This window comes from Streptomyces nitrosporeus (assembly GCF_008704555.1).
GTDB classification, from domain to species: domain Bacteria; phylum Actinomycetota; class Actinomycetes; order Streptomycetales; family Streptomycetaceae; genus Streptomyces; species Streptomyces nitrosporeus.
In genome coordinates, this window is sequence record NZ_CP023702.1 from 4,653,682 (window position 1) to 4,676,811 (window position 23,130).

Consider the following 23,130-nt stretch of genomic DNA (forward strand, 5'->3'; position numbering starts at 1 on the left):
TGCCGCCCACCCGCCCGCGTGGCCGTCCGCCTGTCCCCCGTCCCGCCGTCCCGCCGTTCGCTCAGGCGGGCCGTCGCGTCGCTCCCGGCCCGGGTTCTGACCCCGGCTCAGGTTCGGCCCCCGGTCCTGGTCCGGCCCCCGGCCCGGCAGGCCCTGCCGCTCCCGCGTCCGCCGCCTCCGTATCCATCGGTTCCGCACCCATCGATTCCGTGTGGGCGGGCTCCGTGTGGGCGGGCAGCCGGCGCCGGCGCCGGTGCTTGAGCAGGGCCCAGGGGGCGCGGGCCGCGGTGACCTCCGTACCGGCCTCACGCGCGGCCTGGGAGGCCGCCTTCGCGACCGGCAGCATGTCCTCGCTCCGCGTCACGTCGAGGTGGTCGGACTCCGGCCAGACCCCCAGCACCGCACAGAGCGTGGGCAGCATCGCCATCGCCGCGGTCGCGTACCCCTCCGCGGAGGGGTGGTAGTTGTCCGGGCCGAACAGTTCCCGCGGGTTCGCCTCGAACTCGGGGCCCAGCAGGTCGCCCAGGGAGACCGTCCGGCCGCCCTGTTCGACCGCGCCGATCGTCTGTGCCGCCGCCAGCTGCCTGCTCACCCGGCGGGCCAGCCAGCGCAGCGGCTGGTACACCGGCTCGATGGTGCCGAGGTCGGGGCAGGTCCCCACGACCACCTCCGCGCCGGCCGTCCGCAGTCTGCGTACGGCCGTGCTCAGACACCGCACCGACTGCGTCGCGGGGATCCGGTGCGTCACGTCGTTGGCGCCGATCATGATCGCGCAGACGTCCGGCGTGCCCGTCGGGTCCGCCAGCACCAGGGAGACCTGCCGTTCCAGGTCGTCCGAGCGGGCACCGGGCAGCGCCACGTTCCGCAGGTCGACGGGCCGCTCCGCGACCGCGGCGAGCCCGGACGCCAGTAGGGCACCCGGAGTCTGCCCGGCCCTGCGTACCCCTTGGCCCGCCGCCGTCGAGTCACCCAGTATCACGAAGCGCAGCGGGTCGGCGGGCCCCGCGAACGCCACCCCGTACCGGCCGTCGGCGCTGGGCGGGACCGGTGCGATGCCGCCTCCCACATGCCGTTTCGCCAGCTGTACCTCGGCCAGTACCAGGCCTACCGTCGCCGCACCGATCAGCCCGACGCTCCCACCGCCGTAGGCCGCGCCCGCCGCGATCCGCCGTGCCACCCTCGCTCTCGACACAGTCCGGTCCACCTCCTCCTCGCCGTACAGCCGTACACAGCACTACCTGCCCCGCACGGGGCACCGTCCAATCGCTTCACCACCTGCCGGGCCCGCATACGCATACTCTTGCCTGACCATCTCGGAGACCCCGGAGTACACGGTGCAATTCCACGATTCGATGATCAGTCTGGTCGGCAACACCCCGCTGGTGAGACTTCGTAACGTCACAGCGGGCATCCAGGCGACAGTGCTGGCCAAGGTCGAGTACTTCAACCCGGGCGGATCGGTGAAGGACCGCATCGCCCTGCGCATGATCGAGGCGGCCGAGAAGAGCGGCGAGCTGAAGCCCGGCGGCACGATCGTCGAGCCGACCAGCGGCAACACCGGCGTGGGCCTCGCCATCGTGGCCCAGCAGAAGGGGTACCGCTGCATCTTCGTCTGCCCCGACAAGGTGTCCACGGACAAGATCAACGTGCTGCGCGCCTACGGCGCGGAGGTCGTGGTCTGCCCGACGGCGGTCGACCCCGAACACCCCGACTCGTACTACAACGTCTCCGACCGCCTGGTCCGTGAGACGCCGGGGGCCTGGAAGCCCGACCAGTACTCCAACCCGAACAACCCGCGTTCGCACTACGAGACGACGGGCCCGGAGCTCTGGGAGCAGACGGAGGGGAAGATCACCCACTTCGTCGCGGGCGTCGGCACCGGCGGCACGATCACCGGCACCGGCCGCTACCTCAAGGAGGCCAGCGAGAACCGGGTCCAGGTCATCGGCGCGGACCCGGAGGGTTCCGTCTACTCCGGCGGTTCCGGCCGTCCGTACCTCGTGGAGGGCGTCGGCGAGGACTTCTGGCCGAGTGCCTACGACCGCACGGTCACGGACGAGATCGTCGCGGTCTCGGACAAGGACTCCTTCCAGATGACCCGCCGCCTGGCCAAGGAGGAGGGGCTGCTCGTCGGCGGTTCCTGCGGGATGGCGGTCGTCGGGGCGCTGGAGGTCGCGAAGCGGCTCGGCCCCGACGACGTGGTCGTCGTCCTGCTGCCGGACAGCGGCCGTGGCTACATGAGCAAGATCTTCAACGACGAGTGGATGGCTGACTACGGCTTCCTGGAGGACGCCGGCACCTCCGCGCGGGTCGGGGCCGTCCTCGACTTCAAGGAGGGGCCGCTCCCGTCGCTCGTGCACATGCACCCCGAGGAGACGGTCGGCGAAGCCATCGACGTGCTCCGCGAGTACGGCGTCTCGCAGATGCCGATCGTGAAGCCGGGAGCCGGGCACCCCGACGTGATGGCCGCCGAGGTCATCGGATCGGTCGTCGAACGCCAGCTCCTGGACGCCCTGTTCAACCAGCGCGCCACGCTCTCCGACCCGCTGGAGAAGCACATGTCCAGCCCGCTGCCGCAGGTCGGTTCGGGTGAATCCGTCGAGGACCTGATGGCGGTGCTCAGCGGCGCGGACGGCTCCGACGCGGCGGTCGTGCTGGTCGAGGGCAAGCCCAAGGGGGTCGTGAGCAGGCAGGATCTGCTGGCCTTCCTCGCGAAGGACGCGGCGCCCAAGCGCTAGCGCTCCGGACGAGAGGGCGGCCCGGGTGCTTCTCAGGAGCCGGGCCGCCCGTCCCGGCGCCGAGGGCTTCCCGGGCTTCCGGGCTTCCCGGGCTTCCGGGCTTCGCGAAAACGGTACGGGGGCGTCACGTGCCTGCAGCACCCGCTTAACACGGCTCCGGCACAGTAAGGGGTGTCGGCAGGGAAACCCGCCGGCACCCGATACGGCGACACGGATGACGGAGCGGCTCCCGGCCTTCCGCAGTCGCCCCGGACGCGACATCCGGCCCTGACCCGGACCGCGTCCCTCGTGGGGACCGCCGTCGTCCCGCCCCCCGGGCAACCGGGGGTGCGGCGGTCCCCGCGACATACCCGTGCACGGGGCCCGACGGCCCGGCCGCTGCGTGAACAGCGCGGTCAGTCACCGCCAGTCCGAGTCAGCGTGCTTATGGCGGAGCCAGGGCCATGTACGGGCCGCGTGCACCGCGTTCACACCGAAGATGCCCAGCCAGGCCACGATGAGCCCCTCGATCCCCGCGTTGGCGACACCGATCGCCGAGAGCGGGATGGCGAGCACCAGCGAGACGACCCCGAAGCCGAACCGCTCCCCGAAGGTTCCCGCAGGCTGCCTGCCCGGCTGCGCACCGTTCCGCGCGACGGCCATCTGCTGCTCGGCGAGGTGCCGGCGCACCCGCCGTTCCATCGTGCTGTCGAGCCGCTGATCGACCTTGTCGAGAAAGGAGTCGACCAGCGCGGTCTCGTACTCGGGGCCGAGTTCGGCACGGGCCTGCAAGGTGGCGTCGAGCTCGCGCCGGAGCTCGGGGTCACGGGCTTCCATACGTTTCACCGTACGGAGCCGAGACCGGAGGGACAGTGGGGCTAACCCCCCTGTTCGGCCGGGCAGCCGGGCGGCGCGACGGTGTCACTCCTCGCGGAAGAGTTCCTCGGCTGAGGCGGCGGTGGTGGCGCGGGTGAGCCAGCGACCCAGGACCTGGGACTCCTGGCAGCCGGTGATCCTGGCGCGGTCTTCCTCGGTGAGGGCGATGCCGCGTGCTTCGAGGAACAGCAGAAGGGCTTCCGCGCGGCCCTCCGTACGGCCCTCCGTACGGCCTTCATCCCGGATTTCCTGGGAGAGGGGTGAGGTGTAGAAGGAGAGGTCCACGGCCACCAGGTTCCTCCATTGCTGTGCGGCGGGGCGGTTGCCCAGGCCTTGTGCGGTGAGCTCGACGATGGGGGCGGCGATTGTGTCCGGGGCGTCCCGGAGCGCTGCGGACAGCGTTTTCAGTATGGCACCGATGTCCGGATCGCCTGCGTGTGTGATAGCGGAGAGCGTGGCGAGCGCCAGGTCTTTGCGGGCCTCCGCCACGTCGGTGACGGCGGGGATGTTGTGGGGCCCCGCGACCAGTGGATGAAGGGTGAGTACCGGCCACTGGGGCGCGCCGAGAGGAACAGGGCGGGCTGCCCAGCGAGCGGTGGCGCTGTCCTGGCAGACGATCAGGAGAGTGGTGGGCAGCCGGTACTTCTCGATGAGGTAGGAGAGGTAGTAAAGGCTGTCCCGTAGTCCGTGGTGGAGCAGCGTGCGGCGTCAGACGCGGTGCATCGCAAGGCGGAGGGGCGTTCGCATACTGGATGTATGCGGACGTTCCGACAACGCCGCGAGGTGCCGTGGCTGTCGTCGCACGCCCGCCAGGGATTACGGGAAAGCCTTTAGGCCCAGCTCGTCTGTTTGCCGGGGTCCTTCTTGCCCTGGGCCTCGACGGCGAGGAGGAAGGGGCCGTCGCCCTCGGTCTCGATACGCAGAAGGGTGTCGACGCGTCGTTCCAGGGGCCGGGCCTCGGTGAGGTCCGTGGTGAGGATCCTGGCGGAGGAGACGGGCGGAAACGGGACTCCGAGGACTTCGGAGACGCTGGTGAAGAGGCCCGGGTATTCCTGGAAGACGCGGTGCATCGCTTCGTGGGGTGCACTGACCATGGGTGGTCCGTTCGGTCGCGGGTCATGCGGCTGTCTGTGCGGGGCTGGGGCTGGGGCTGTGGTTGTTGTTGTGGCAGTCGCGGCAGTGGCCGGGGTGGCGGGAGCGGAAGGCGCGGTCGCAGCGGTCGCAGTTCTGGAGGGGGATGGTGATTCTGCGGGGTTGTGCGGCTTCCAGTTCGGTTGTGCTGGGGGGTTGGGGTGGGAGGAGGGTGGTGAGGCGGTGGCGTACGAGGCTGGCGGGGTGTTTGACGGGGTTGGGCAGGTCGTGGGTGAGGGCGTGGCGGATGGTGTCGGGGTGTGTTTCGCGTTCGAGCCAGGCGGCGACGCCGGGGGCGAGTGTGGTGACGTCTTGTTCGGACAGGGTGAGCCGGGGTGTGTGGCGGGGGAGGTCGGCGAGGAGTGTGGTGGCTGCCTGGAGGAGTTCGGGGGTGCTTGTCCGGGGTTGGGGGAGTGGTGGTCGGGGTGTGGTGCGGGCGGTGGGGAGGGGGACGCGCGGGGTTGTGGGGGGTGCGGGGGCCGGTTCCGGGGCCGGTGCTGGGGCTGGTGTGGGGGTGGGCTCGGGCGTCGGGGTGGGCTGGTGTGTGGCCGCCGGTGCTGATGCCGGGGCCGGGGCGAGTGCGGGTTCCGGTGTTTTCCGTGCCTTGCGCTGCCGGGGTGCCGGTGCTGCGGCAGGTGTGGTGGTGGGCTGGTTGTAGGAGATGGTGCGGGTGATGATGCGGCCGTCGGCCAGGCGTACGCGGCTGCGGTGGAGGTAGCCGGTTGCTTCCAGTTCGCGTAGTCCGGCGGCGATGCGGTGTTCGCTCTCGGGGAAGCGTCCGGCGAGGTGTCGGACGGTGGCTTTCGCGCCGGTGGGCAGGGACTGGATGTGCAGGGCCAGTCCGATGGCGACGAGTGAGAGTTGCCGGTGCTGGGCGAGGTGGTTTCCGGCGACGGTGAAGCTGGAGGTGTGCCGGACGTTGACGTGAATGACGCCGGAGGCGGGCGCGAGGTCCCCGGGGGCGGGGGACTGGGCGCACGGGGGCGCGATAACCTGCTGGATACCCATCGGGAAGCCTTCTTCTTCCTCGGTGGTCAGGCCCTCGGCCGGGATTGGTGTCCCGTCGGGGGCCGTCTCATGTCTGTGGTTGTCGAGGTGAGCTTATGCACGGCAACCCACCTCAAATCCAGCTGAGTTGCCCTATGTCACCCGAGTGAGTGACACGACCTGAACGGGGTCGGGTTGGGTGGGGAAGTTCATTTCTTTCCTTACTTGAAAGCCTTTTACCTCGTGGGCCACCGCGACGCGGTTCCCCATGTCGCGGCTCACCGGGTCGCGGGTTTCCACGACCCGGTGGGAGGCATCACGGCACGAGGTCGATTTCCGCCCAGACCGTCTTACGCGGCACAGGTCCCTGGTACACACCCCAGCGGTCCGCGAGCGCCGCTACGAGCAGCAGGCCCCGTCCGGAATCGCCCTCCGGAGAGAGGGGGGCCGGCGTGGGCAGAAGCTCGCTGCGGGTGTCGGAGACCTCGACCCGCAGCAGCTTGTCGTCACGGACCGTCAGGTCCAACCGGAAGTCGCGCCCCCGGACCCGGCCGTGCGTCGCGGCATTGTTCGCCAGCTCGGCGACGACCTGCGCGGCGGCCTCGGAGGTGAAGCCCCAGTCGGCGAGATGGGCGGTGGCCAGCAGTCTGGCCAGGCGCGCTCCCCTCGGGGTGGGGGAGAGAAGCACGGTGAACTCCCGGGCGGGAGCGGAATTTCCGGTTCGGGTGATTTCTTGGCTCACATCACTCAGCGTGGCCATCCGGGGCTACTCTGTGAAGTGTCAGCGCGTGTACGGACGGTGACTGTCCAGAGGTTGTCCGCGTGTGTCCATGGTGTACGGCCTCGGACGCATCGGTACGGGGAAAGTGGGTGTCGCATGACTGAGGAGAGCGTCAAGGGCTGGTCGGCCGATGACTTGGAGGAACCGGACCGCGATATCGATCCGGAGGACGATTCCGGCGCGGTGGTCGCCGTGGTGGGGCGGCAGATTCGCCTCTGGCGGGAGTCCGCAGGGCTGCGTGCTGGAGAGCTGGGCGCGGCCATCGGGTACGGCGAGAATCAGGTCTACAAAGTGGAGGCGGGGAAACGCATTCCGAAGCCTGGCTTCCTGGACAAGGCGGATGAGGTCCTGGGAGCGGGCGGGAAGATCGCCGCATTGAAGAAGGACGTGGCCGAGGCGCGTTACCCGAAAAAAGTTCGGGACCTGGCGAAACTGGAATCGGAAGCAGTCGAGTTGGGGGCGTACGACAACCACAACATGAACGGCCTGTTGCAGACCGAGGACTACGCCCGCGCGTTGTACGGGATGCGGCGCCCGTCCTTTGCGCCGGACCAGGTCGAACGCTATGTGGCAGCTCGGATGGCGCGACAGGAGATCTTCGGCCGTCAGCCGCTCACCATGCTGACCTTCGTCCAGGAAGAGGTAACCATCAGGAGGCCGCTCGGCGGCAGGGCGGTTGCTCGGCGCCAGCTGGAACGGTTGCTGGAGATCGGCCAGTTGCGCAATGTGGAGATCCAGGTGATGCCGACGGACCGCGAGGACCACGCGGGCATGGGTGGTCAGCTCCAGCTGCTGAAGTTCGATGACGGCACGGCGGTGGGACACTGGGAAGGGCAGCTCTCCAGTCGCCTGATCTCTGATCCCAAGGAGATCCGGATCGTTGAGCTGCGGTACGGCATCCTCCGGGCCCAGGCGCTCACCCCGCGAGAGTCGTTGGCCTTCATCGAGAAAGTGCTGGGAGAGTCATGATCCGCAAGTTGTCAGGTGGAGACGGACCCGAGCTGAAGTGGGTCAAGAGCAGTTACAGCAGTAATGACGGCCCGGCGTGCGTCGAAGTCGCCGAGGTCGGCAGTGCGGTCAAGGTCCGTGACTCGAAGAACCTCACCGGGCCGCGTCTCGGGTTCGGTGCGGACGCCTGGTCGGACTTTCTGGTGTACGCGGCCGACGTCTGAGCTGCGAGTTCCCCCTCGGTTCGGCAGCTCGGCAGCTCAGCAGATCAGCCTCGGCGAGGGCGGGCGTACAACCTGGTCGCGGGCCCCACGCCCGGGCCCCGCGCCCGGGCTGATTCGAGGCGGGATCGCCCGGGCGCGGGCGGGCGCCGTTCAGAGCGGGGTCGCCTCCGCCAGGAACGCCTCCGGGGTGACCGCGTAGCCCAGGGCGTTGATGACCGCGATCGGAGTGCGGTCGAACAGAACGGTAGGGGTGGACCGGATGCCGCTGTTCTCGAAGGCCAGCGAGACCTGGGCCGCCCAGGGCAGGTACTTCCCCTCCAGGACGTTCTGGCGGAAGTCTCCCGACTGCAGGGCTTCGACCTCGTCGGCCAGACGCAGCAGGTAATTCCGGTCCGAGAAGGAGTCCTGGTCCTCACTGGGCTGTTCGGCGTACAGCGCGCGCAGATAGTGCATGAACGGCTTCTGGCCCACGTCGACGGCGGCTCCCAGTGCGGCCACCGCCTCCAGGGAGCCGCTGCCGCCGGCCGAAGCGTCGAGAAAGGTACCGAAATGATGGTCCACCGCGAAGCGGCCCTCGTCGGCGGCCTGCTCCATGACGGCGCCGAGATCGAGCTCCATGCGCTTGCAGTAGGGGCAGCGCGGGTCGGCGTAGACACTCAGCACGTGCGTGGCGTCCTCGTCCCCGTAGCGGACGATGACGCCGCCGGGGCCTGTCGTGTTGGCTGGGATCATGGTCCCAGGGTCGGCAGAGGGCCGTTGTCCCGCAATGTGAGCCGACCCGGCTGTATATAGACATTCATCCCCTGTGCTGGCTGAATGGGATGGTCGGCACCGGTGGTGGTGCGCGGGATCTGCGGAGGGGACGGCATGAGCGGGAGCAGCCCGGCTGCGCGGTTGCAGGGGCTCTTCGAGGGGCACAGGCTCACGCCCACCCAGCGGCGGATCGCCCACTCCCTGGTGCGTAGGGCCGCTGACGCTCCCTTCCTGTCCAGTGTGGAACTGGCCGAGCTGGCCGGTGTCAGCCAGCCCTCGGTGACGCGTTTCGCGGTGGCGCTCGGCTTCGACGGGTACCCGGCACTGCGCAGGCACCTCCGGGAGTCGGTACCCGCCGACGGGGAGACGGGGGCGGAGGCGGCGGTGGAACCGGTGTACAACGCCTACCAGCAGGCGGTTCTCGCCGAGATCGAGAACCTGCGGCAGCTGGCCGGGCTGCTCGGTGATCCCGGACCGGTGGAGCGGGCGGGCCGGCTGCTGGCCGGGTCGCGGCCGCTGCCGGTGCTCGGGCTGCGGGCGGCGTCCTCACAGGCTCGGGGGTTCGGTTACTTCGCCGCCAAGGTGCACCCCGACGTCCGGGTGCTCGACGAGGGCGGCAGCATGCTGCACGACCGGATCGAGGCGGCCCGGCGCGCAGGGGCGAGCGCCCTGCTGTGTTTCGCGTTGCCCCGGCATCCCCGGGAGGTCGTCGATGCCCTCGCCTACGCGCGGGAGCGGGGGCTGACCGTGGTGACGGTGGCCGATTCCGCCTTCGCCCCGGTCGCGGCCCACAGCGATCTGCTCATCCCCGCCGCCGTGGGCACGGGGCTCGCCTTCGACACCGCCTGCGCACCGATGCTGCTGGGGCGTGCACTACTGGAGGCGATGTGCGACGGGCTGCCCGAGGCGCAGGCCCGGTTGGAGGAGTTCGACGCGGCGGCGGCGGCGCGGGGGCTGTTCGTGGAGTGAGGCCGGCCGGGGAGCGGAGCCCTCCGGCGGGCCCGCGGGAAGCCCTTCCGCTCCCGCCGGGCTTCGCGCGGACAACCGGGTCAGCGATGCATGGTGAGGTCTCCGGCCAGGCCGGCGACGAGGAAGCCCGCCGCGAAGACCGCGAAGCTGACCAGGGTCATCAGTGCGAGCTTTCGACGGCCGACCCCGGGCGCCGTGTGAGGGCCCTCGTGCTCCCCGGTGTGAGGACCGTGGGATCCGTGGGGTCCGTGGGCTCCGGGCATGTTCCCGTGACCGGCCAGTGCGGCGCCCGCCAGGGCCACGGCAGCCGCCTGGGGAAGAGGGCCGGGACCTTTTCGGACGGTCATCATGCCGTGCTTGAGGCCGTGATCGACCAGCCACCAGTTCATCGGCAGGGCGACCACGAAGCCCGCGCACAGGGCGATGGACATCACGAACCAGAACCGCGCACCGCTGGGGTGCATCGCCTGCATGTCGTGGCTCATCCACGGCACCATCACCGCGGTCATCCCGCCCATGACGGAGTTCATCGACAGGAGCTCGGACATGAACGTCCTGGTCAGCGACTCGCGGTAAGTGCCGAACATGCTTTTCATGAACAGCGCCTGGAAGACCGTCCAGCCGAACAGGAAGCCGAACGCGTACTCGACGAGGACGTCGACCCACATGAGCAGCCCCAGTCCGGAGGTGACGACCGCGGCGGCGACGATGCCGATGCCGTCACCGGCCACGCAGTGCATCGTGGAGCCGACGACCTGGCGCCACTTCTTCGCCACATAGACCTCGTGTGTGCCGGGCAGTGGCTCCCGGCAGCTCAGCACGTACAGCAGGGCCCCGAACAGGCCGCTGAACGCGGTGATGACGACGAAGCCCCACTTCATGACAGCGGCCTCGGGCGTACTGCGGATGTCCACAGCCACGAACACCACACTGATCGCCACCTGGATGAACCACAGCAGCATCACGCCTTCGAGCATGTCGGTCTCCCTCGTCCCCTGCTCCGTCCCGGCACCCGCCGCCGAAGAACCAGCAAAGCACCGCATACACCCCTTTCCGGGCCTGGTGGGGGCGTGTCCGCAGGTGAGGTGATGACGGCTCCGCGCCGTGGTCCCCGGCTCCGTGCCGTGGTGCACGGCCGGGACCGGACGGCGCCGGGGCCCGGGTCTTTCGGGGGTACGGCCCTTGCGGAAGCACGGCCGCCGGATTCTCACGCCCTCCTCATCTGCGGCCACTAATCTCCGGCCTCGGCAGAACCGGAGACAGCCGTGGGAGGAGTGGGGACGTGAGGCGCGGAGCGCAGTCGTTGGCGAGGGTGGCCGTGATCGTACGGGCGGGAGCCGCGCCGATGTGGTGGCCGGGGGTGCTGGCCGCCGTGGCCGGGTCGTTCGTACCGGGTCTGACGGGACGCCGGATCGGGCTGCTGGCCGGTGCCGCGCTGTTCCTGGTGACGGCGGCCGTGGTGGCCACGGTCCGGACGGGGCGGTACGCGCGGCTGGCGGAGACGGCCACCCGGGCCGGGCGGGGAGACTTCCTCCAGGACCGGGACGTGACCGTACGCGCGTGGCGGCGCGGGCACCGGTGGTGGCTGCTCGCCGCGTTCGTGGCGGCGGTGGGGAGCGCGGTCGCGGTGCCGGGTGCCGGTGGACTGCTGCTGGCCGGGGCGGGGGCCGGGCTCTGGCTGAAAGCGGTACGCATCGGGCGCCGGGAGCTGAAGGATGACGCCCTGTACTGGGTGCGTACCGACCGGGTGGAACGGGGGCGCCCGGCGGGTGCCCAGGTGGAGGAGTACCGGACCACCGGGCCGATGGCCGGTGACGCCGCACCCGGCGGGGCGCGGCGTCACCGCCGGTGAGCCGGAGGTCAGACCTCCAGTTCGCCCTCGATCTTCTTCAGCTGGTGCCGGGCCATCGCCAGGTTGGCCCGGCCGGAGTCCAGCACCAGGTAGAGGAACAGGCCGTTGCCGCCCCGGGCCCTGAGCAGCCGGATCAGGTGGTACTGGCTGCCCAGCGTGATGAGGATGTCCTCGATCTCGTCCTTGATGCCCAGGTGCTCCATGGTGCGGAGCTTGGCGCGCACCACATCGGTGTTGCCTGCGGCCGCGACCTCCAGATTGAAGTCCTTGCCGCCGCCGAGGGTGCCCAGGGCCATGCCGCTGGTGTAGTCGACGAGGGCGACACCGGTGGCGCCCTCGATCGACGCCATCGCTTCCTTCAGTGCCGTTTCGGTGTTGGCCATGAGTGCTCGGTTTCCTTTCGCCGGCCGGCCGGGCGGCCGGGCCGTGTTCTGGCTGGTGCGGATGGTGGACGGGGTGTGGGATTCGGGTCGCCCGCGTCGGCGCGGCCGGGGGTGCCGGGCCTGCCGGCCACGCCGGGCCGGGCGCCTCAGGTGGTGTCCGGGGTGGGGCGGCGGGGGAGAGTGCCGGACTGCGCGGGGCGGGGCGGTGGCACCGGGCGGTCGGCACGTTCCTGTGCCGCGTCCACGAACTCGCCTATCCGGGCGCTGGACCTGCGGCCCTCCAGATGGAGCCGGCCGACGTTGATGCGGTCCTCGGCGAGCAGGGTCAGGACGGCGGCGGAGCCGGCCGCGTAGGTGGCGATGTAACCGTCCCCGCCCCGGATCAGCAGCTCGCGGAAGCCGCCGCGTCCGGTGGCGTCCGTCATCCGGATCGCCACACCGAGGGCCGCGGCGGTCAGGGCGGCGATCCCCTCGGCCTCGATGCCCGGGGTGTCCTGGGCGACGATCAGGCCGTCGGTGCTGGCGGCCAGCGCGCCGGTCAGGAGCGGTACCCGTGCCCGTAACCGCTGGAGTTCGGCGAGGACGTCCTGCATGCCGGCCTCGGGCACCATCAGCTGTCTCCTCCCGGCACGCTGTCTGAGCGCGCGAATCACAGGGCCTCCAATGCGTCTCTGAGCCTGCGCAGCAGGGCGACGTCGGGATCGGCCGTGACCTCGGGGAGCGTGATCGGGCCGGCCCCGGAGGCATGGCCGGGCGAGGTGAGGCGAACCGTTTCGACCAGCCCCGCCGCCGCGAGCCGGCGCAGGTCGACCAGGATGTGGAAGGCGGAGCGGCCCAGTTCGCGAGCGATGTCCGCGGCCGTACGCACACCGTCCACCAGCTCCAGGACCCGGCGTTGGCGGGGCGGGACGGGCACGTCGGCCGGCTGGGCCGTGGCGGCGAGCGGGGCACTGTCGGTGTGCGCGTCGGGCCAGATCCGGTCGAGGAGTTCCCGGCGCCGGAGCGTCTCGCGCTGCACGGCGTCCACGGGGACGGGGTGGACCGGCCCGATCCAGTGGGAGACGCCGTACCGGAAACGGGCGGGCGTCCGTGTCGGGGCGAGGGCGAAGAAGGAGGCGTCGTACAGGGCACCCAGGTGGCACAGCTCCAGCGCGCCGCCGGGCACCCGGCCGCTGTCCACGAGGTAGCGGCCGACCCGCTGCCGGGCGCCCGCCTGGGCGACCGCGTCCCACCAGCCTTCGCTGCGTAACGCGCCGCCGGTGGTGAGCAGGACGTCGATGCCGGGGGTGGCCGGGCTCTCGGCGTGGACGACCTGGCCGTCCGCGAGGTAGAGGGTGCCGTTGTCCCGTATCAGCGCACCGGTGGCCCGTTCGGTGGCGAGCCGCTGGAGCATCGGGGAGGGGAGGGTCGTGCCGGGTGTCCCGGGGCTCGCGGTGGCGGCGGACCTCATGCCAGGACCAGCCGCTCGGCGATCTCACCCAGTTTGATGCGGGCGAGAGCGAGGTTGCCTTCCGCGCGGTCGAGCCAGAGGTGCAGGAAGACACTGCTGTCGAACGCCGTCTCGACGAAACGGAGTATGTGGTAGCTGGACGCGGTGGTGACGATGACGTCCTCCACCGAGGTGGTGGCCGGTGCGGTGGGGGCCAGGTCCTCCCGCGTCCGCGCGAACGCCGGCTGCTCCGCGGCCATGCGCGCCACCTCGGCCGTCTCCGCGGCCGTCGCCTCGTGGTCCCCGTTGGGCGACTCGCCGATCGTGCCGAGGGCGAGACCGCTCGTCCAGTCGACGACCGCGGCACCCCGGGCTCCGGGCAGCCTCATGACGTCGAGCAGGCATTCGTCGATTCCGGGCACGGCTGGCTCCCCTCCCCACTGGCGTACGGCTGTGTTGGAGAGGCTACGCAACGTGCATGCTCCAGGAGGGAGTTCTGGCATTTTCCGCTGGAACATGCGCGTGATCGTGTAGAGGAAAGCGCAGGAACGGGGGCGCACCGGGCGGAATGCATTCGTCCGGTTGTCCGATGACGTGCGTTGGGCCTATGCCAACTTGAAGTCGCAGGTCAAAGGGCTGGTGTGACCGGTACTCGTGATGCTCACGCTGGTCGTGGGCGACTGTCTGCGCGGTAGATCATCCGTCAGCGGTTGGTCGGCCGGTTCTTCGGTGCTCGAATGGGTGGCGGGAGCGTGCTTCCCGAGCAGGAACGGGCCGGACTCCGACGCTCGAGCTGCTCGCCGTACGCTGCTGGGATGCACGCAGACAGCACTCGGGACGCTCGCGCCCTCTTCCTCAATGGCACTGTCGGCGTGGGCAAGACAACCGTTGCCGAGGCCGTCGGCGACCTTCTCGCCGACGCCGGGATCTCTCATGCCGTCATCGATCTCGACTGGCTGCGCAAGTCGTGGCCCGCGCCTCCCGGTGACCGGTTCAACTTCGGCATGCTCCTACGGAATCTGCGGAGCGTCACCGGTCACTATCTCGATGCCGGAGCGACGCGCCTCGTCCTCGCAGGTGTGCTTGAGGACCAGGAGGAGCGGAAGCTACTGGCCGATGCCGTGGGCGCTGAACTCACGGTCTGCCGGCTCCGGGCTGAGCTGTCGGTCATCCACCGGCGACTGGCCCAGCGCCACGACAGCGAGCCCGAGGCACTGCGATGGCACCTGAACCGGTCCGGTGAACTGGACGGAATCCTCCGCCGGTCCGCAGCCGACGACCTCACCGTCGATGCCGGAACAGGCTCCGTCACTGACGTCGCCGTATCGGTACTCAGGGCAGCAAGCTGGCCGTGACCATCGGATTGCGGCGGTTGCCGTCACGGAGGCCAGATCGCACCCTTATCCGGAAATCCCCGTCAAAGGCCTTCTACGATCTGTGCATGCTGTATCCCGAGCTGGTGGAACGGATCACCGCGCGGCGCGCGGAACTGGACGAACTTGAAGAGCAACTGGCCAAGCGGTTGGCGGAGGTACGGGCAGAGCGGGATGAACTCGCTGTCGCCGAAAAGGTTCTTGAGCGGGTGAGTGGGCAGCTCGCCCAGGAGCGTGCGGAGGCCGCGCCGGCGCAGGTGGGCGGGATGCCGGTGGTGATGATCCCGCACCGCGCGGCGGGTGCGGAGGAGACCGCGCTCCCGGCGGACTACCAGCGGATCCTCGCGGCCGTGCGACAGGCCGCCGGACCGGTCATGGCCCGCCAGGGCGGAGAGATGGTGGGGGTGGATGTCAGCGTGCGGGCCAAGCTGGAGCCGCTGCGCGGAAGGATGAACAGGATGGTCGACCGCGGGTGGCTGCGGAAACTGCCCGACGGCCGGTTCACCACCCGCCTGTGACCAGGGGAACCGCCGCCCGCGACGGCGGGATCGGAGCGTAACCAGGGTGTCTTCGGCGGCCGTTGGGCACTGTGTGAAGAGAACCGAAAAGCACGCCGAGGACACTTGCCCGCTTGTCTGCCAGTGCCGCCTGCCGCTGTCCACGCGCACCGTCAACCACCTCGCCGACCTCCTGCGCCGCCATCTCAAAGCGATCGGGTCAAGGTGGCGGATCCTGCCACCGGGAAGATCGCGGTGATCGTCTTGGCCGTGCTCCGCCACGATCAGCGCCTGGCCGACCTGGCCGGCGGCAACAACGTCTCCGCCTCCACCGTCCGCCGCTGGCGCGACGAACTGATCTCCCTGCTCGCAGCCCAGGCCCCGCGCCTGGACCGCGCCCTGAAGAAGATCGCCAAGCGGGGCGGGGAGGTCGTTTTGATCGACGGCACCTTCATCCCCACCCAGCGCCGCACGGGAAAGGCCAACCGCCGCAACTACTCCGGCAAACAACACCGTCACGGCATGCACTTCCTCGCCCTGACCGATGAACACGGCCGCCTGGTCTGGATATCCGCCGCCCGGCCCGGCCGCACCCACGACAACACCGCCGCCCGCCACGACCGCATCCTGGCCCACCTCCGCGCCGCCGGCCTCGGCGCCCTCGCCGACCTTGGCTTCCGCGGCCTGGACAACGACGTACTCGACCCCGTGATCATCACCGGCTTCGCCGCCACTCGCACCCGCAAACTCACCCCCGCCCAGAAGGACGCCAACCGCGTCCTCGCCGTCGGACGCGCACCCGTCGAGCACGCCTTCGCCCACCTCAAGAACTGGCGAACCCTCACCAAACTCCGTACCAACCCCACCCGCGCCACCCACCTCCTGCGCGCCCTGCTCGTCCTGACCAACCTCGAAGTCAACCGCTGACCGACGATCTACCGCGCAGACAGTCGCCCACGACCAGCGTGAGCACCACGAGTACCGGTCACACCAGCCCTTTGGCCTGCGACTTCAAGTTGGCGTAGGCCCGTTCAGCCGGATGTCCAGTCGGATGTTCAACCAGGTGTTCAGGTGCCTCATGCGGGTGATCCGTTGCGTTCGCGGGCCGCCAGCACCGCCTTGTTGACCACCCAGAGGCCGATGCCGATCAGCAGCAGGACCCCGGCCCTGATGTAGACATCCGCATCGCGGTCCGCGAGCGGACTGGCCAGGACCAGGGAGGCGACCGCGCCCAGTACCGGCAGCGCGGTCGGGGCGCGGAAGTGGCGGTGGCCCACCGGGTCCTTGCGCAGCACCAGGACGGCGATGTTGACCACGGCGAAGACGCACAGGAGCAGGAAGGAGGTGGTGTCGCCCAGCCCTTCGATCTCACCGGTGCAGACGAGCCCGATGGCGAGCAGGGTGACGAAGACGATGCCCACCCAGGGGGTGCGCCGTCCGGCGAGGACGCGTCCCATGGCGGGCGGCAGGATCCGCTCGTTGGCCATCCCGTAGCAGAGGCGTGAGGCCATCATGATGTTGATCAGCGCGGAGTTGGTGACCGCGAACAGGGCGATCAGGGCGAAGAGTTCCGGCGGGAAGTCGACACCGCCGGCCTTGACCACCTCCAGCAGCGGACCGCTGGACCTCTCCAGGGTGCCGGGAGCGACCAGCAGGGACGAGATCAGGGCGACCAGCACGTAGACGGCGCCCGTGACGCCCACGCCGATGAAGATGGCGCGGGGGAAGGTGCGGGCCGGATCCTCGGTCTCCTCGGCCATGTTGACCGAGTCCTCGAAGCCGACGAAGGCGAAGAAGCCGAGAGCGGTCGCCCCCAGGACCCCGGTGATCAGGGCGTACCCGGTGCCGCCCCCCTCGAACTGGGTCAGCCGCGAGGGCTCCCCGCCGCCGGTCATGACCGCGTACGCCCCGATCGCGAGGATCACGGCCAGCCCGCTGACCTCGACCAGGGTCAGGACCACGTTGGCCTTCACCGACTCGGCGACGCCCCGGAGGTTGACCGCGGCCAGGGCCAGGATGAAGAGCACCGCGATCAGGGTGGGCGGCACCGCGTCGGTGAACTCGGCGAGGTAGTCGCCGCTGAAGGCGCGGGCCGCCGCGCCCGCCGAGGACAGGCCCGAGCACATCACCATGAACGCGATCACGAAGGTCAGGAACGGGACCTTGAATGCCTTCTGCGTGTAGAGCGCCGCCCCGGCGGCCCTGGGGTATTTGCCGACCAGTTCCACGTACGAGGCCGCCGTCAGCAACGCGACGACGAAACCGATCAGGAAAGGCAGCCAGAGCGCTCCGCCGACCTTTCCCGCGACCTTGCCGGTGGTGGCGTAGATGCCGGTGCCGAGGATGTCGCCGATCACGAAGAGGATCAGCAGTCTGGGGCCGATCGCCCGTTTGAGTGCGGGTTGTGCCGCCGGCGCCGTCGGTTCGGGTGTGGGGGATGTCGTCACAGGGCCCTCCCGGGGATCGTGGGTGAGCGTGCCCCGGGGGTGGCCGGGGCTCACCTGTTGACTAGGACTATTCAGCACATCAGGATGTGAATACGAGAGTGACATTCGCGAGGAGGCTTCCCCATGTCAGGACCCCGCCCCGTCCGGGCGCCGCGCGGTACGGAACTGAGCGCCCTGGGATGGCAGCAGGAAGCCGCCCTCCGCATGCTGCGGAACAACCTCGATCCGGAGGTCGCCGAGCATCCCGACAAGCTGGTCGTCTACGGCGGCACCGGCAAGGCGGCCCGCGACTGGCGGTCCTTCGACGCCATGGTCCGCACCCTGCGGACGCTGAAGCAGGACGAGACGATGCTCGTCCAGTCCGGGCGGCCGGTCGGGGTGATGCAGACCCATGAATGGGCGCCGCGCGTCCTCATCGCCAACTCCAACCTGGTGGGCGACTGGGCCAACTGGGAGGAGTTCCGCCGCCTGGAGGCCCTCGGGCTCACCATGTACGGGCAGATGACCGCCGGTTCCTGGATCTACATCGGCACCCAGGGCATCCTCCAGGGCACCTACGAGACGTTCGCCGCCGTGGCCGCCAAGCGGTTCGGCGGGACGCTGGCCGGGACCATCACCCTGACCGCCGGACTCGGCGGCATGGGCGGCGCCCAGCCGCTGGCCATCACCATGAACGACGGTGTCGCGCTGTGCGTCGACTGCGATCCGCGCGCCATCGAGCGCCGTATCGAGCACCGCTTCCTGGACGTCCGGGCCGACTCCCTGGAACACGCCCTCCAACTCGCCGTCGAGGCACGGGACGCCCGGCGCCCGCTCTCCATCGGTCTGCTCGGCAACGCGGCCGAACTGCTGCCCCGGATGCTGGCCGAAGGCGCGCCGGTGGACATCGTCACCGACCAGACCAGCGCCCACGACCCGCTCGCCTACCTGCCCGCCGGAGTCCCCTTCGAGGACATGGCGGACCTGGCCGCACGGGACCCGGAGGGCTTCACCCGGCGGGCCCGTGAGTCGATGGCCGCGCACGTCGAGGCGATGGTGGGCTTCATGGACGCGGGGGCCGAGGTCTTCGACTACGGCAACTCCATCCGCGGCGAGGCCCGGCTCGCCGGTTACGACCGCGCGTTCGCCTTCCCGGGCTTCGTGCCCGCGTACATCCGGCCGCTGTTCTGCGAGGGCAAGGGGCCGTTCCGGTGGGCCGCGCTCTCGGGGGAGGCATCGGACATCCACCGGACGGACAAGGCGATCCTGGACCTCTTCCCGGAGAACGAGTCGTTGCACCGCTGGATCAGGATGGCCGGTGAACGGGTCCGCTTCCAGGGGCTGCCCGCCCGCATCTGCTGGCTCGGTTACGGGGAACGGGACCGGGCGGGGGAGCGGTTCAACGACATGGTGGCGAGCGGCGAGCTCGCCGCACCGCTCGCCATCGGCCGCGACCACCTGGACTGCGGTTCGGTCGCCTCCCCGTACCGGGAGACGGAGGCCATGCTGGACGGCTCCGACGCCATCGCCGACTGGCCGCTGCTGAACGCCATGGTCAATGTGGCCTCGGGCGCGTCCTGGGTGTCCCTGCACCACGGCGGGGGCGTCGGCATGGGCCGCTCCATCCACGCCGGGCAGGTCACGGTCGCCGACGGCACCCCGCTGGCCGGCGAGAAGATCCGCCGGGTACTCACCAACGACCCGGGCATGGGCGTGATCCGCCACGTCGACGCGGGGTACGACATCGCGGAGACCGTCGCCTCGGACCGGGGCGTACGGGTGCCGATGGCGGAGGGGGAACAGCCGTGACCACCGGCGAACCCCGCAGGCCCGGCCCGGGAGCGTCGTTCCAGACGATGTGGCGTGAGCTCGCTCCCCTCGGCAGGCACCCCGGCAGCGGCGGATACCGTAGATATGCCTGGACCGGCGCCGACCGCGAGTGCCGGGCCTGGTTCCAGGAGCAGGCCGAGGCGCGCGGGCTCACCCTCGACACCGACCGGAACGGCAACCAGTGGGCCTGGTACGGCGATCCCCTGGCCCCGGACGCCGTCGTCACCGGATCGCACCTCGACTCCGTACCCGACGGCGGTGCCTTCGACGGCCCGCTCGGGGTGGTCTCCGCCTTCGCGGCATTCGACGAACTCCGCAGCAGGGGAGCGGAGTTCACCAGGCCCTTCGCGATCACCAACTTCGGTGACGAGGAGGGGGCCCGCTTCGGGCTCGCCTGTGTGGGCTCCCGGCTGGCGTCCGGGCAGCTGACGGCCGACCGGGCACGGCTCCTCCGCGACCAGGACGGCGTCCCGCTGCACCGGGCGATGGAAGCCGCCGGCCACGACCCGGACGCCATCGGGGCGGACCCCGAACGGCTCGGCCGTATCGGTGCGTTCGTCGAACTCCACGTGGAGCAGGGGCGAGCCCTGGACATCGGCGGGCACCCGGTCGGCGTGGCCTCCGCCATCTGGCCGCACGGCCGCTGGCGGTTCGACTTCCGGGGCGAGGCCAACCACGCGGGCACCACCCGCCTGGCGGACCGGCGGGACCCGATGCTCACCTACGCCGAGACGGTGCTCGCCGCCCGCCGGGAGGCGGAACTCGTCGGCGGACTCGCGACGTTCGGGAAGGTCGCCGTCGAACCGAACGGCGTCAACGCGATCCCCTCCCTCGTGCGGGCCTGGCTCGACTCGCGGGCCGCCGACCAGAGCACCCTGGACGCGCTCGTCGGCGCCGTGGAACAGGCCGCCCGGGAGTACGCCGACAAGGCCGGGACCGGCCTGGACGTCGTACGGGAGTCCTTCACGCCCGTCGTGGAGTTCCGGCACGCGCTGCGGGACGAGATCCGCCGCCTGCTCGGCGGAGAAGCCCCTGGCGGACCGGGCCCCGGTGGAGGCACTCCCGGCGGGCCGGGCCCGGGTGTGCCCGTGCTCGGCACCGGGGCCGGCCACGACGCGGGGATCCTGTCCGCTTCCGTGCCCACGGCCATGCTGTTCGTACGGAACCCCACCGGCGTCTCGCACTCGCCGGCCGAGCACGCCACCGAGGACGACTGCGTGGCCGGGGTGCTCGCACTCGCCGACGTACTGGAAGGTCTCGCGTGCAGCTGACGACTACCCCCACCGGCACACCGGTCACCGCCACCTACTGGGCGTCCCACGCCTGGCTCGGCACCCGCGTCGAACCGGACGTGGTCCTGGACGTCGCGGGAGGACGCATCGCCGACGTCCGCACCGGGGTCGCCACCCCGCCGCCCGGTGCCACCGTGCTGCGCGGCCTGACCCTCCCGGGACTGGCCAACACGCACTCCCACGCCTTCCACCGGGCCCTGCGCTCCAACGCGCAGACGGGCACCGGGACCTTCTGGACCTGGCGCGACCAGATGTACCGGACGGCGGCCCGGCTCGACCCCGACACCTACTACCGGCTGGCCAGGGCCACCTACGCGGAGATGGCCCTGGCCGGCATCACCGCCGTCGGCGAGTTCCACTACCTGCACCACGCTCCCGGAGGCACGCCCTACGACGACCCGAACGCGATGGGCGAAGCGCTCATCGCGGCGGCCGGCGAGGCCGGCATCCGCATCACCCTGCTGGACACCGTCTACCTCGCCGCCGGATTCGGCGAGGAGCCGACCCGGCCCCAGCTCCGCTTCTCGGACACCACCGCGGACGCGTGGGCCGCACGCGCCGCCCTCCTCAAGGGCGGCGGACACGCCCTGATCGGTGCGGCGGTGCACTCCGTACGCGCCGTCCCGGCGGAGCAGCTGGCCACCGTCGTCGCCTGGGCCGGCGAACGGCAGGCTCCCCTCCACGTCCACCTGTCCGAGCAGACCGCGGAGAACGAGGCATGCCTCGCCGCCCACGGCCGCACACCGGCACAGCTCCTCGCCGAACACGGCGTGCTCGGACCCCGCACCACCGCGGTCCACAGCACCCATCTGACCGCCGAGGACATCGCCCTGCTGGGCTCCTCCCGGACCGGCACCTGCATGTGCCCCACCACCGAACGCGATCTCGCCGACGGCATCGGACCCGCCGCCGCGCTCCAGAAGGCCGGCTCGCCGCTCTCGCTGGGCAGCGACAGCCACGCCGTGATCGACCTCTTCGAGGAGGCGCGGGCCATGGAGCTGAACGAACGGCTGCGCACCCGGGTACGCGGCCACTGGACAGCGGCGGCACTGCTGCGGGCCGCGTCCGTCGAAGGGCACACCGCGCTCGGCCGCCCGGACGCGGGCGTGCTGGAACCGGGAGCGGTGGCCGACCTGACCACGGTCGCGCTGGACTCCGTCAGAACCGCGGGAGCGAAACCCCCGCTGACAGCCGCTGTGGCCGTATTCGCCGCCTCCGCGGCAGATGTGCGCCACACCGTCGTGGGAGGGCGGCACATCGTGAAGGACGGACAGCACACCCTGGTCCAGGACGTGCCGAGGGCCCTGGCCTCAGCCGTCGCCGCCCTCCACGGCTGACCGCACGGATCCCCCCGACCGCACGAACCTCCCCGACCGTACGGACCCCCCGGCCCGCACGGATCTCCCCGACCGCGCGGGCGGGACCGCCCGTACGCACGGGCCGGCCGGCGGGCCGGGCCGCCCCACCGGACGAAAGCCGCATCAGGATGAAGACGACCGCCATCACCCACATCACCGACCTGGTCACCAACGACCCCTCCCTCGACAACGGGACCCCCCTGGGTGTGATCCCGGACGCCGCCGTCGTCATCGGAGGCGACCGCGTCCTGTGGACCGGTGAATCCAGCAAAGCACCCGCCACTGACAACGCCTTCGACGCGGGCGGCCGGACGATGATCCCCGGCTTCGTCGATTCCCACTCCCACCTGGTCTTCGCGGGTGACCGCACCCAGGAGTTCAACGCCCGTATGTCCGGCCGCCCCTACTCGGCGGGCGGCATCCGCACCACCGTTGCCGCCACCCGTGCGGCCGGCGACGAGGAGCTCTCCGCGAACGTCGCCCGCTACCTCGCCGAGGCGCTCCGGCAGGGCACGACCACCATGGAGACCAAGTCCGGTTACGGACTGACCGTCGAGGACGAGGCCCGCGCCCTGCGGATCGCCGGCCGCCACACCGACGAGGTCACCTACCTCGGCGCCCACATCGTCGCCCCCGAGTACGCCGACGACCCCGCCGGCTACGTCGGCCTGGTCACCGGCCCGATGCTGGACGCCTGCGCCCCCCACGCCCGCTGGATCGACGTCTTCTGCGAGCGGGGCGCCTTCGACGGAGACCAGGCGCGGGCCGTGCTCACCGCCGGTGCGGCGAAGGGGCTGCGGCCCCGGGTCCACGCCAACCAGCTGGGCCACGGCCCCGGCGTCCAGCTCGCCGTGGAGCTGGGGGCCGCCTCCGCCGACCACTGCACCCACCTGACCGACGCCGACATCGACGCACTGGGCCAGAGCGACACGGTCGCCACCCTGCTGCCGGGCGCCGAGTTCTCCACCCGCGCGGCCTGGCCCGACGCCCGGCGCGTCCTCGCCGCGGGCGCCACCGTCGCCCTGTCCACCGACTGCAACCCCGGCTCCTCGTTCACCTCGTCCATGCCGTTCTGCATCGCCCTCGCCGTACGGGACATGGGGATGACCCCGGACGAGGCGCTCTGGTCCGCCACCGCCGGGGGCGCGGCGGCTCTGCGCCGTACCGACATCGGGCGCATCGCGCCGGGCGCCCGCGCCGATCTCGTCCTGCTCGGCGCGCCCAGCCACGTCCACCTCGCCTACCGGCCCGGGGTGCCGCTGGTCGAGGCGGTGTGGCAGCACGGCGTACGGGTCCGGTGACCC

Annotated in this window: 23 protein-coding genes and 2 pseudogenes; 12 read left to right on the plus strand and 13 right to left on the minus strand. The window is 70.9% G+C overall.

The genetic code is table 11. The annotated features are described in order from the left end of the window. Nucleotides 1–61 precede the first annotated feature (61 nt). Nucleotides 62–1,177 carry an SGNH/GDSL hydrolase family protein gene (locus CP967_RS20650; RefSeq protein ID WP_229888399.1) on the minus strand — a complete coding sequence of 372 codons (1,116 nt, stop codon included), beginning with the start codon at nt 1,175–1,177 and terminating at the stop codon, nt 62–64. A 157-nt stretch (nt 1,178–1,334) separates the two neighbouring features. On the opposite strand from CP967_RS20650, the gene CP967_RS20655 reads away from it, so the two are divergent. Beyond that, nucleotides 1,335–2,738, plus strand: coding sequence for a cystathionine beta-synthase (locus CP967_RS20655; RefSeq protein ID WP_150489393.1), 1,404 nt, complete (start codon nt 1,335–1,337; stop codon nt 2,736–2,738). A 399-nt stretch (nt 2,739–3,137) separates the two neighbouring features. Here the strand turns inward: CP967_RS20655 and CP967_RS20660 are convergent, their stop codons facing one another. The 5 genes and pseudogenes from CP967_RS20660 to CP967_RS20680 all read right to left on the minus strand — a co-directional run bounded on the left by CP967_RS20660 (nt 3,138) and on the right by CP967_RS20680 (nt 6,453). After that, nucleotides 3,138–3,554, minus strand: coding sequence for a hypothetical protein (locus CP967_RS20660; RefSeq protein ID WP_150489394.1), 417 nt, complete (start codon nt 3,552–3,554; stop codon nt 3,138–3,140). A gap of 84 nt (nt 3,555–3,638) precedes the next feature. Continuing rightward, nucleotides 3,639–4,262 (minus strand): annotated as a pseudogene (locus CP967_RS20665) (hypothetical protein); the annotation flags it as partial. A gap of 167 nt (nt 4,263–4,429) precedes the next feature. Then, nucleotides 4,430–4,687, minus strand: a pseudogene (locus tag CP967_RS20670) (hypothetical protein); the annotation flags it as partial. Between the two features lie 22 nt (nt 4,688–4,709). Further along, nucleotides 4,710–5,732 (minus strand): helix-turn-helix domain-containing protein, encoded by a 1,023-nt coding sequence (locus CP967_RS20675; protein WP_150489395.1) that lies wholly within the window; start codon nt 5,730–5,732, stop codon nt 4,710–4,712. 295 nt (nt 5,733–6,027) lie between these two features. Further along, nucleotides 6,028–6,453, minus strand: a complete 426-nt coding sequence (locus CP967_RS20680; RefSeq protein ID WP_150489396.1) for an ATP-binding protein — start codon at nt 6,451–6,453, stop codon at nt 6,028–6,030. A gap of 135 nt (nt 6,454–6,588) precedes the next feature. Here CP967_RS20680 and CP967_RS20685 point away from each other — a divergent pair, with 135 nt between their 5' ends. Together CP967_RS20685 and CP967_RS20690 are read left to right on the plus strand one after the other, a co-directional pair. Next, a complete protein-coding gene (locus CP967_RS20685) occupies nt 6,589–7,461 on the plus strand; it encodes a helix-turn-helix domain-containing protein (protein WP_150489397.1) in 873 nt (290 codons plus the stop codon). Further along, nucleotides 7,458–7,664 carry a DUF397 domain-containing protein gene (locus CP967_RS20690; protein WP_150489398.1) on the plus strand — a complete coding sequence of 69 codons (207 nt, stop codon included), beginning with the start codon at nt 7,458–7,460 and terminating at the stop codon, nt 7,662–7,664. Before CP967_RS20685 ends, CP967_RS20690 begins: the two co-directional genes overlap by 4 nt. A 150-nt stretch (nt 7,665–7,814) precedes the next feature. Here CP967_RS20690 and CP967_RS20695 read toward each other — a convergent pair whose 3' ends face one another. Continuing rightward, a complete protein-coding gene (locus tag CP967_RS20695; protein ID WP_150489399.1) occupies nt 7,815–8,396 on the minus strand; it encodes a thioredoxin domain-containing protein in 582 nt (193 codons plus the stop codon). 135 nt (nt 8,397–8,531) lie between these two features. Between CP967_RS20695 and CP967_RS20700 the strand changes: the two genes are divergently transcribed. Continuing rightward, on the plus strand, nt 8,532–9,386 hold the full coding sequence (locus tag CP967_RS20700) for a MurR/RpiR family transcriptional regulator (RefSeq protein ID WP_150489400.1): 855 nt from the start codon (nt 8,532–8,534) through the stop codon (nt 9,384–9,386). Between the two features lie 80 nt (nt 9,387–9,466). On the opposite strand, the gene CP967_RS20705 is transcribed toward CP967_RS20700, so the two are convergent. Further along, nucleotides 9,467–10,363 (minus strand): DUF4396 domain-containing protein, encoded by an 897-nt coding sequence (locus tag CP967_RS20705; protein WP_208838872.1) that lies wholly within the window; start codon nt 10,361–10,363, stop codon nt 9,467–9,469. Between the two features lie 335 nt (nt 10,364–10,698). Here CP967_RS20705 and CP967_RS20710 point away from each other — a divergent pair, with 335 nt between their 5' ends. Next, complete coding sequence (locus CP967_RS20710; RefSeq protein ID WP_150491965.1) at nt 10,699–11,238, plus strand: hypothetical protein; 540 nt, start codon at nt 10,699–10,701, stop codon at nt 11,236–11,238. Nucleotides 11,239–11,246: 8 nt separating this feature from the next. Here the strand turns inward: CP967_RS20710 and CP967_RS20715 are convergent, their stop codons facing one another. The 4 genes from CP967_RS20715 to CP967_RS20730 all read right to left on the minus strand — a co-directional run bounded on the left by CP967_RS20715 (nt 11,247) and on the right by CP967_RS20730 (nt 13,472). Next, on the minus strand, nt 11,247–11,621 hold the full coding sequence (locus CP967_RS20715) for a roadblock/LC7 domain-containing protein (protein WP_150489401.1): 375 nt from the start codon (nt 11,619–11,621) through the stop codon (nt 11,247–11,249). 146 nt (nt 11,622–11,767) lie between these two features. Continuing rightward, on the minus strand, nt 11,768–12,232 hold the full coding sequence (locus CP967_RS20720) for a roadblock/LC7 domain-containing protein (protein WP_150489402.1): 465 nt from the start codon (nt 12,230–12,232) through the stop codon (nt 11,768–11,770). Between the two features lie 38 nt (nt 12,233–12,270). After that, on the minus strand, nt 12,271–13,071 hold the full coding sequence (locus CP967_RS20725) for a helix-turn-helix domain-containing protein (protein ID WP_150489403.1): 801 nt from the start codon (nt 13,069–13,071) through the stop codon (nt 12,271–12,273). Beyond that, nucleotides 13,068–13,472, minus strand: a complete 405-nt coding sequence (locus tag CP967_RS20730; RefSeq protein WP_150489404.1) for a hypothetical protein — start codon at nt 13,470–13,472, stop codon at nt 13,068–13,070. The genes CP967_RS20725 and CP967_RS20730 overlap by 4 nt, the downstream gene beginning before the upstream one ends. A 393-nt stretch (nt 13,473–13,865) precedes the next feature. Between CP967_RS20730 and CP967_RS20735 the strand changes: the two genes are divergently transcribed. From CP967_RS20735 to CP967_RS20745, 3 genes are all read left to right on the plus strand, one after another. Beyond that, complete coding sequence (locus CP967_RS20735) at nt 13,866–14,405, plus strand: AAA family ATPase (protein WP_150489405.1); 540 nt, start codon at nt 13,866–13,868, stop codon at nt 14,403–14,405. An 86-nt stretch (nt 14,406–14,491) separates the two neighbouring features. Next, nucleotides 14,492–14,941 (plus strand): hypothetical protein, encoded by a 450-nt coding sequence (locus CP967_RS20740; RefSeq protein ID WP_190175458.1) that lies wholly within the window; start codon nt 14,492–14,494, stop codon nt 14,939–14,941. Between the two features lie 249 nt (nt 14,942–15,190). Beyond that, entirely contained in the window at nt 15,191–15,847 is a 657-nt protein-coding gene (locus CP967_RS20745) for a transposase family protein (RefSeq protein WP_229888659.1), read from the plus strand. 149 nt (nt 15,848–15,996) lie between these two features. Here CP967_RS20745 and CP967_RS20750 read toward each other — a convergent pair whose 3' ends face one another. Then, complete coding sequence (locus CP967_RS20750) at nt 15,997–17,367, minus strand: APC family permease (protein ID WP_229888658.1); 1,371 nt, start codon at nt 17,365–17,367, stop codon at nt 15,997–15,999. A gap of 123 nt (nt 17,368–17,490) precedes the next feature. Here CP967_RS20750 and hutU point away from each other — a divergent pair, with 123 nt between their 5' ends. The 4 genes from hutU to hutI all read left to right on the plus strand — a co-directional run bounded on the left by hutU (nt 17,491) and on the right by hutI (nt 23,127). Beyond that, nucleotides 17,491–19,155 carry a urocanate hydratase gene (hutU, locus tag CP967_RS20755; RefSeq protein WP_150489408.1) on the plus strand — a complete coding sequence of 555 codons (1,665 nt, stop codon included), beginning with the start codon at nt 17,491–17,493 and terminating at the stop codon, nt 19,153–19,155. A 47-nt stretch (nt 19,156–19,202) separates the two neighbouring features. Continuing rightward, a complete protein-coding gene (locus tag CP967_RS20760; RefSeq protein WP_150491967.1) occupies nt 19,203–20,447 on the plus strand; it encodes an allantoate amidohydrolase in 1,245 nt (414 codons plus the stop codon). Then, nucleotides 20,438–21,805 carry a formimidoylglutamate deiminase gene (locus CP967_RS20765; RefSeq protein WP_150489409.1) on the plus strand — a complete coding sequence of 456 codons (1,368 nt, stop codon included), beginning with the start codon at nt 20,438–20,440 and terminating at the stop codon, nt 21,803–21,805. The genes CP967_RS20760 and CP967_RS20765 overlap by 10 nt, the downstream gene beginning before the upstream one ends. Nucleotides 21,806–21,954: 149 nt before the next feature. After that, the gene (gene hutI, locus CP967_RS20770) at nt 21,955–23,127 is read left to right on the plus strand and encodes an imidazolonepropionase (RefSeq protein WP_150489410.1); all 1,173 of its coding nucleotides are present in this window, start codon (nt 21,955–21,957) and stop codon (nt 23,125–23,127) included. Nucleotides 23,128–23,130 lie beyond the last annotated feature (3 nt).

Coding starts and splice junctions, on each gene's coding strand:
- CP967_RS20660 (WP_150489394.1), bottom strand. CDS start 3,554: ATGGAAGCCCGTGACCCCGAGCTCCGGCGCGAGCTCGACGCCACCTTG.
- CP967_RS20675 (WP_150489395.1), bottom strand. CDS start 5,732: ATGGGTATCCAGCAGGTTATCGCGCCCCCGTGCGCCCAGTCCCCCGCC.
- CP967_RS20685 (WP_150489397.1), top strand. CDS start 6,589: ATGACTGAGGAGAGCGTCAAGGGCTGGTCGGCCGATGACTTGGAGGAA.
- CP967_RS20690 (WP_150489398.1), top strand. CDS start 7,458: ATGATCCGCAAGTTGTCAGGTGGAGACGGACCCGAGCTGAAGTGGGTC.
- CP967_RS20695 (WP_150489399.1), bottom strand. CDS start 8,396: ATGATCCCAGCCAACACGACAGGCCCCGGCGGCGTCATCGTCCGCTAC.
- CP967_RS20700 (WP_150489400.1), top strand. CDS start 8,532: ATGAGCGGGAGCAGCCCGGCTGCGCGGTTGCAGGGGCTCTTCGAGGGG.
- CP967_RS20705 (WP_208838872.1), bottom strand. CDS start 10,363: ATGCTCGAAGGCGTGATGCTGCTGTGGTTCATCCAGGTGGCGATCAGT.
- CP967_RS20715 (WP_150489401.1), bottom strand. CDS start 11,621: ATGGCCAACACCGAAACGGCACTGAAGGAAGCGATGGCGTCGATCGAG.
- CP967_RS20720 (WP_150489402.1), bottom strand. CDS start 12,232: ATGGTGCCCGAGGCCGGCATGCAGGACGTCCTCGCCGAACTCCAGCGG.
- CP967_RS20725 (WP_150489403.1), bottom strand. CDS start 13,071: ATGAGGTCCGCCGCCACCGCGAGCCCCGGGACACCCGGCACGACCCTC.
- CP967_RS20735 (WP_150489405.1), top strand. CDS start 13,866: ATGCACGCAGACAGCACTCGGGACGCTCGCGCCCTCTTCCTCAATGGC.
- CP967_RS20740 (WP_190175458.1), top strand. CDS start 14,492: ATGCTGTATCCCGAGCTGGTGGAACGGATCACCGCGCGGCGCGCGGAA.
- hutU (WP_150489408.1), top strand. CDS start 17,491: ATGTCAGGACCCCGCCCCGTCCGGGCGCCGCGCGGTACGGAACTGAGC.
- CP967_RS20760 (WP_150491967.1), top strand. CDS start 19,203: ATGTGGCGTGAGCTCGCTCCCCTCGGCAGGCACCCCGGCAGCGGCGGA.
- hutI (WP_150489410.1), top strand. CDS start 21,955: ATGAAGACGACCGCCATCACCCACATCACCGACCTGGTCACCAACGAC.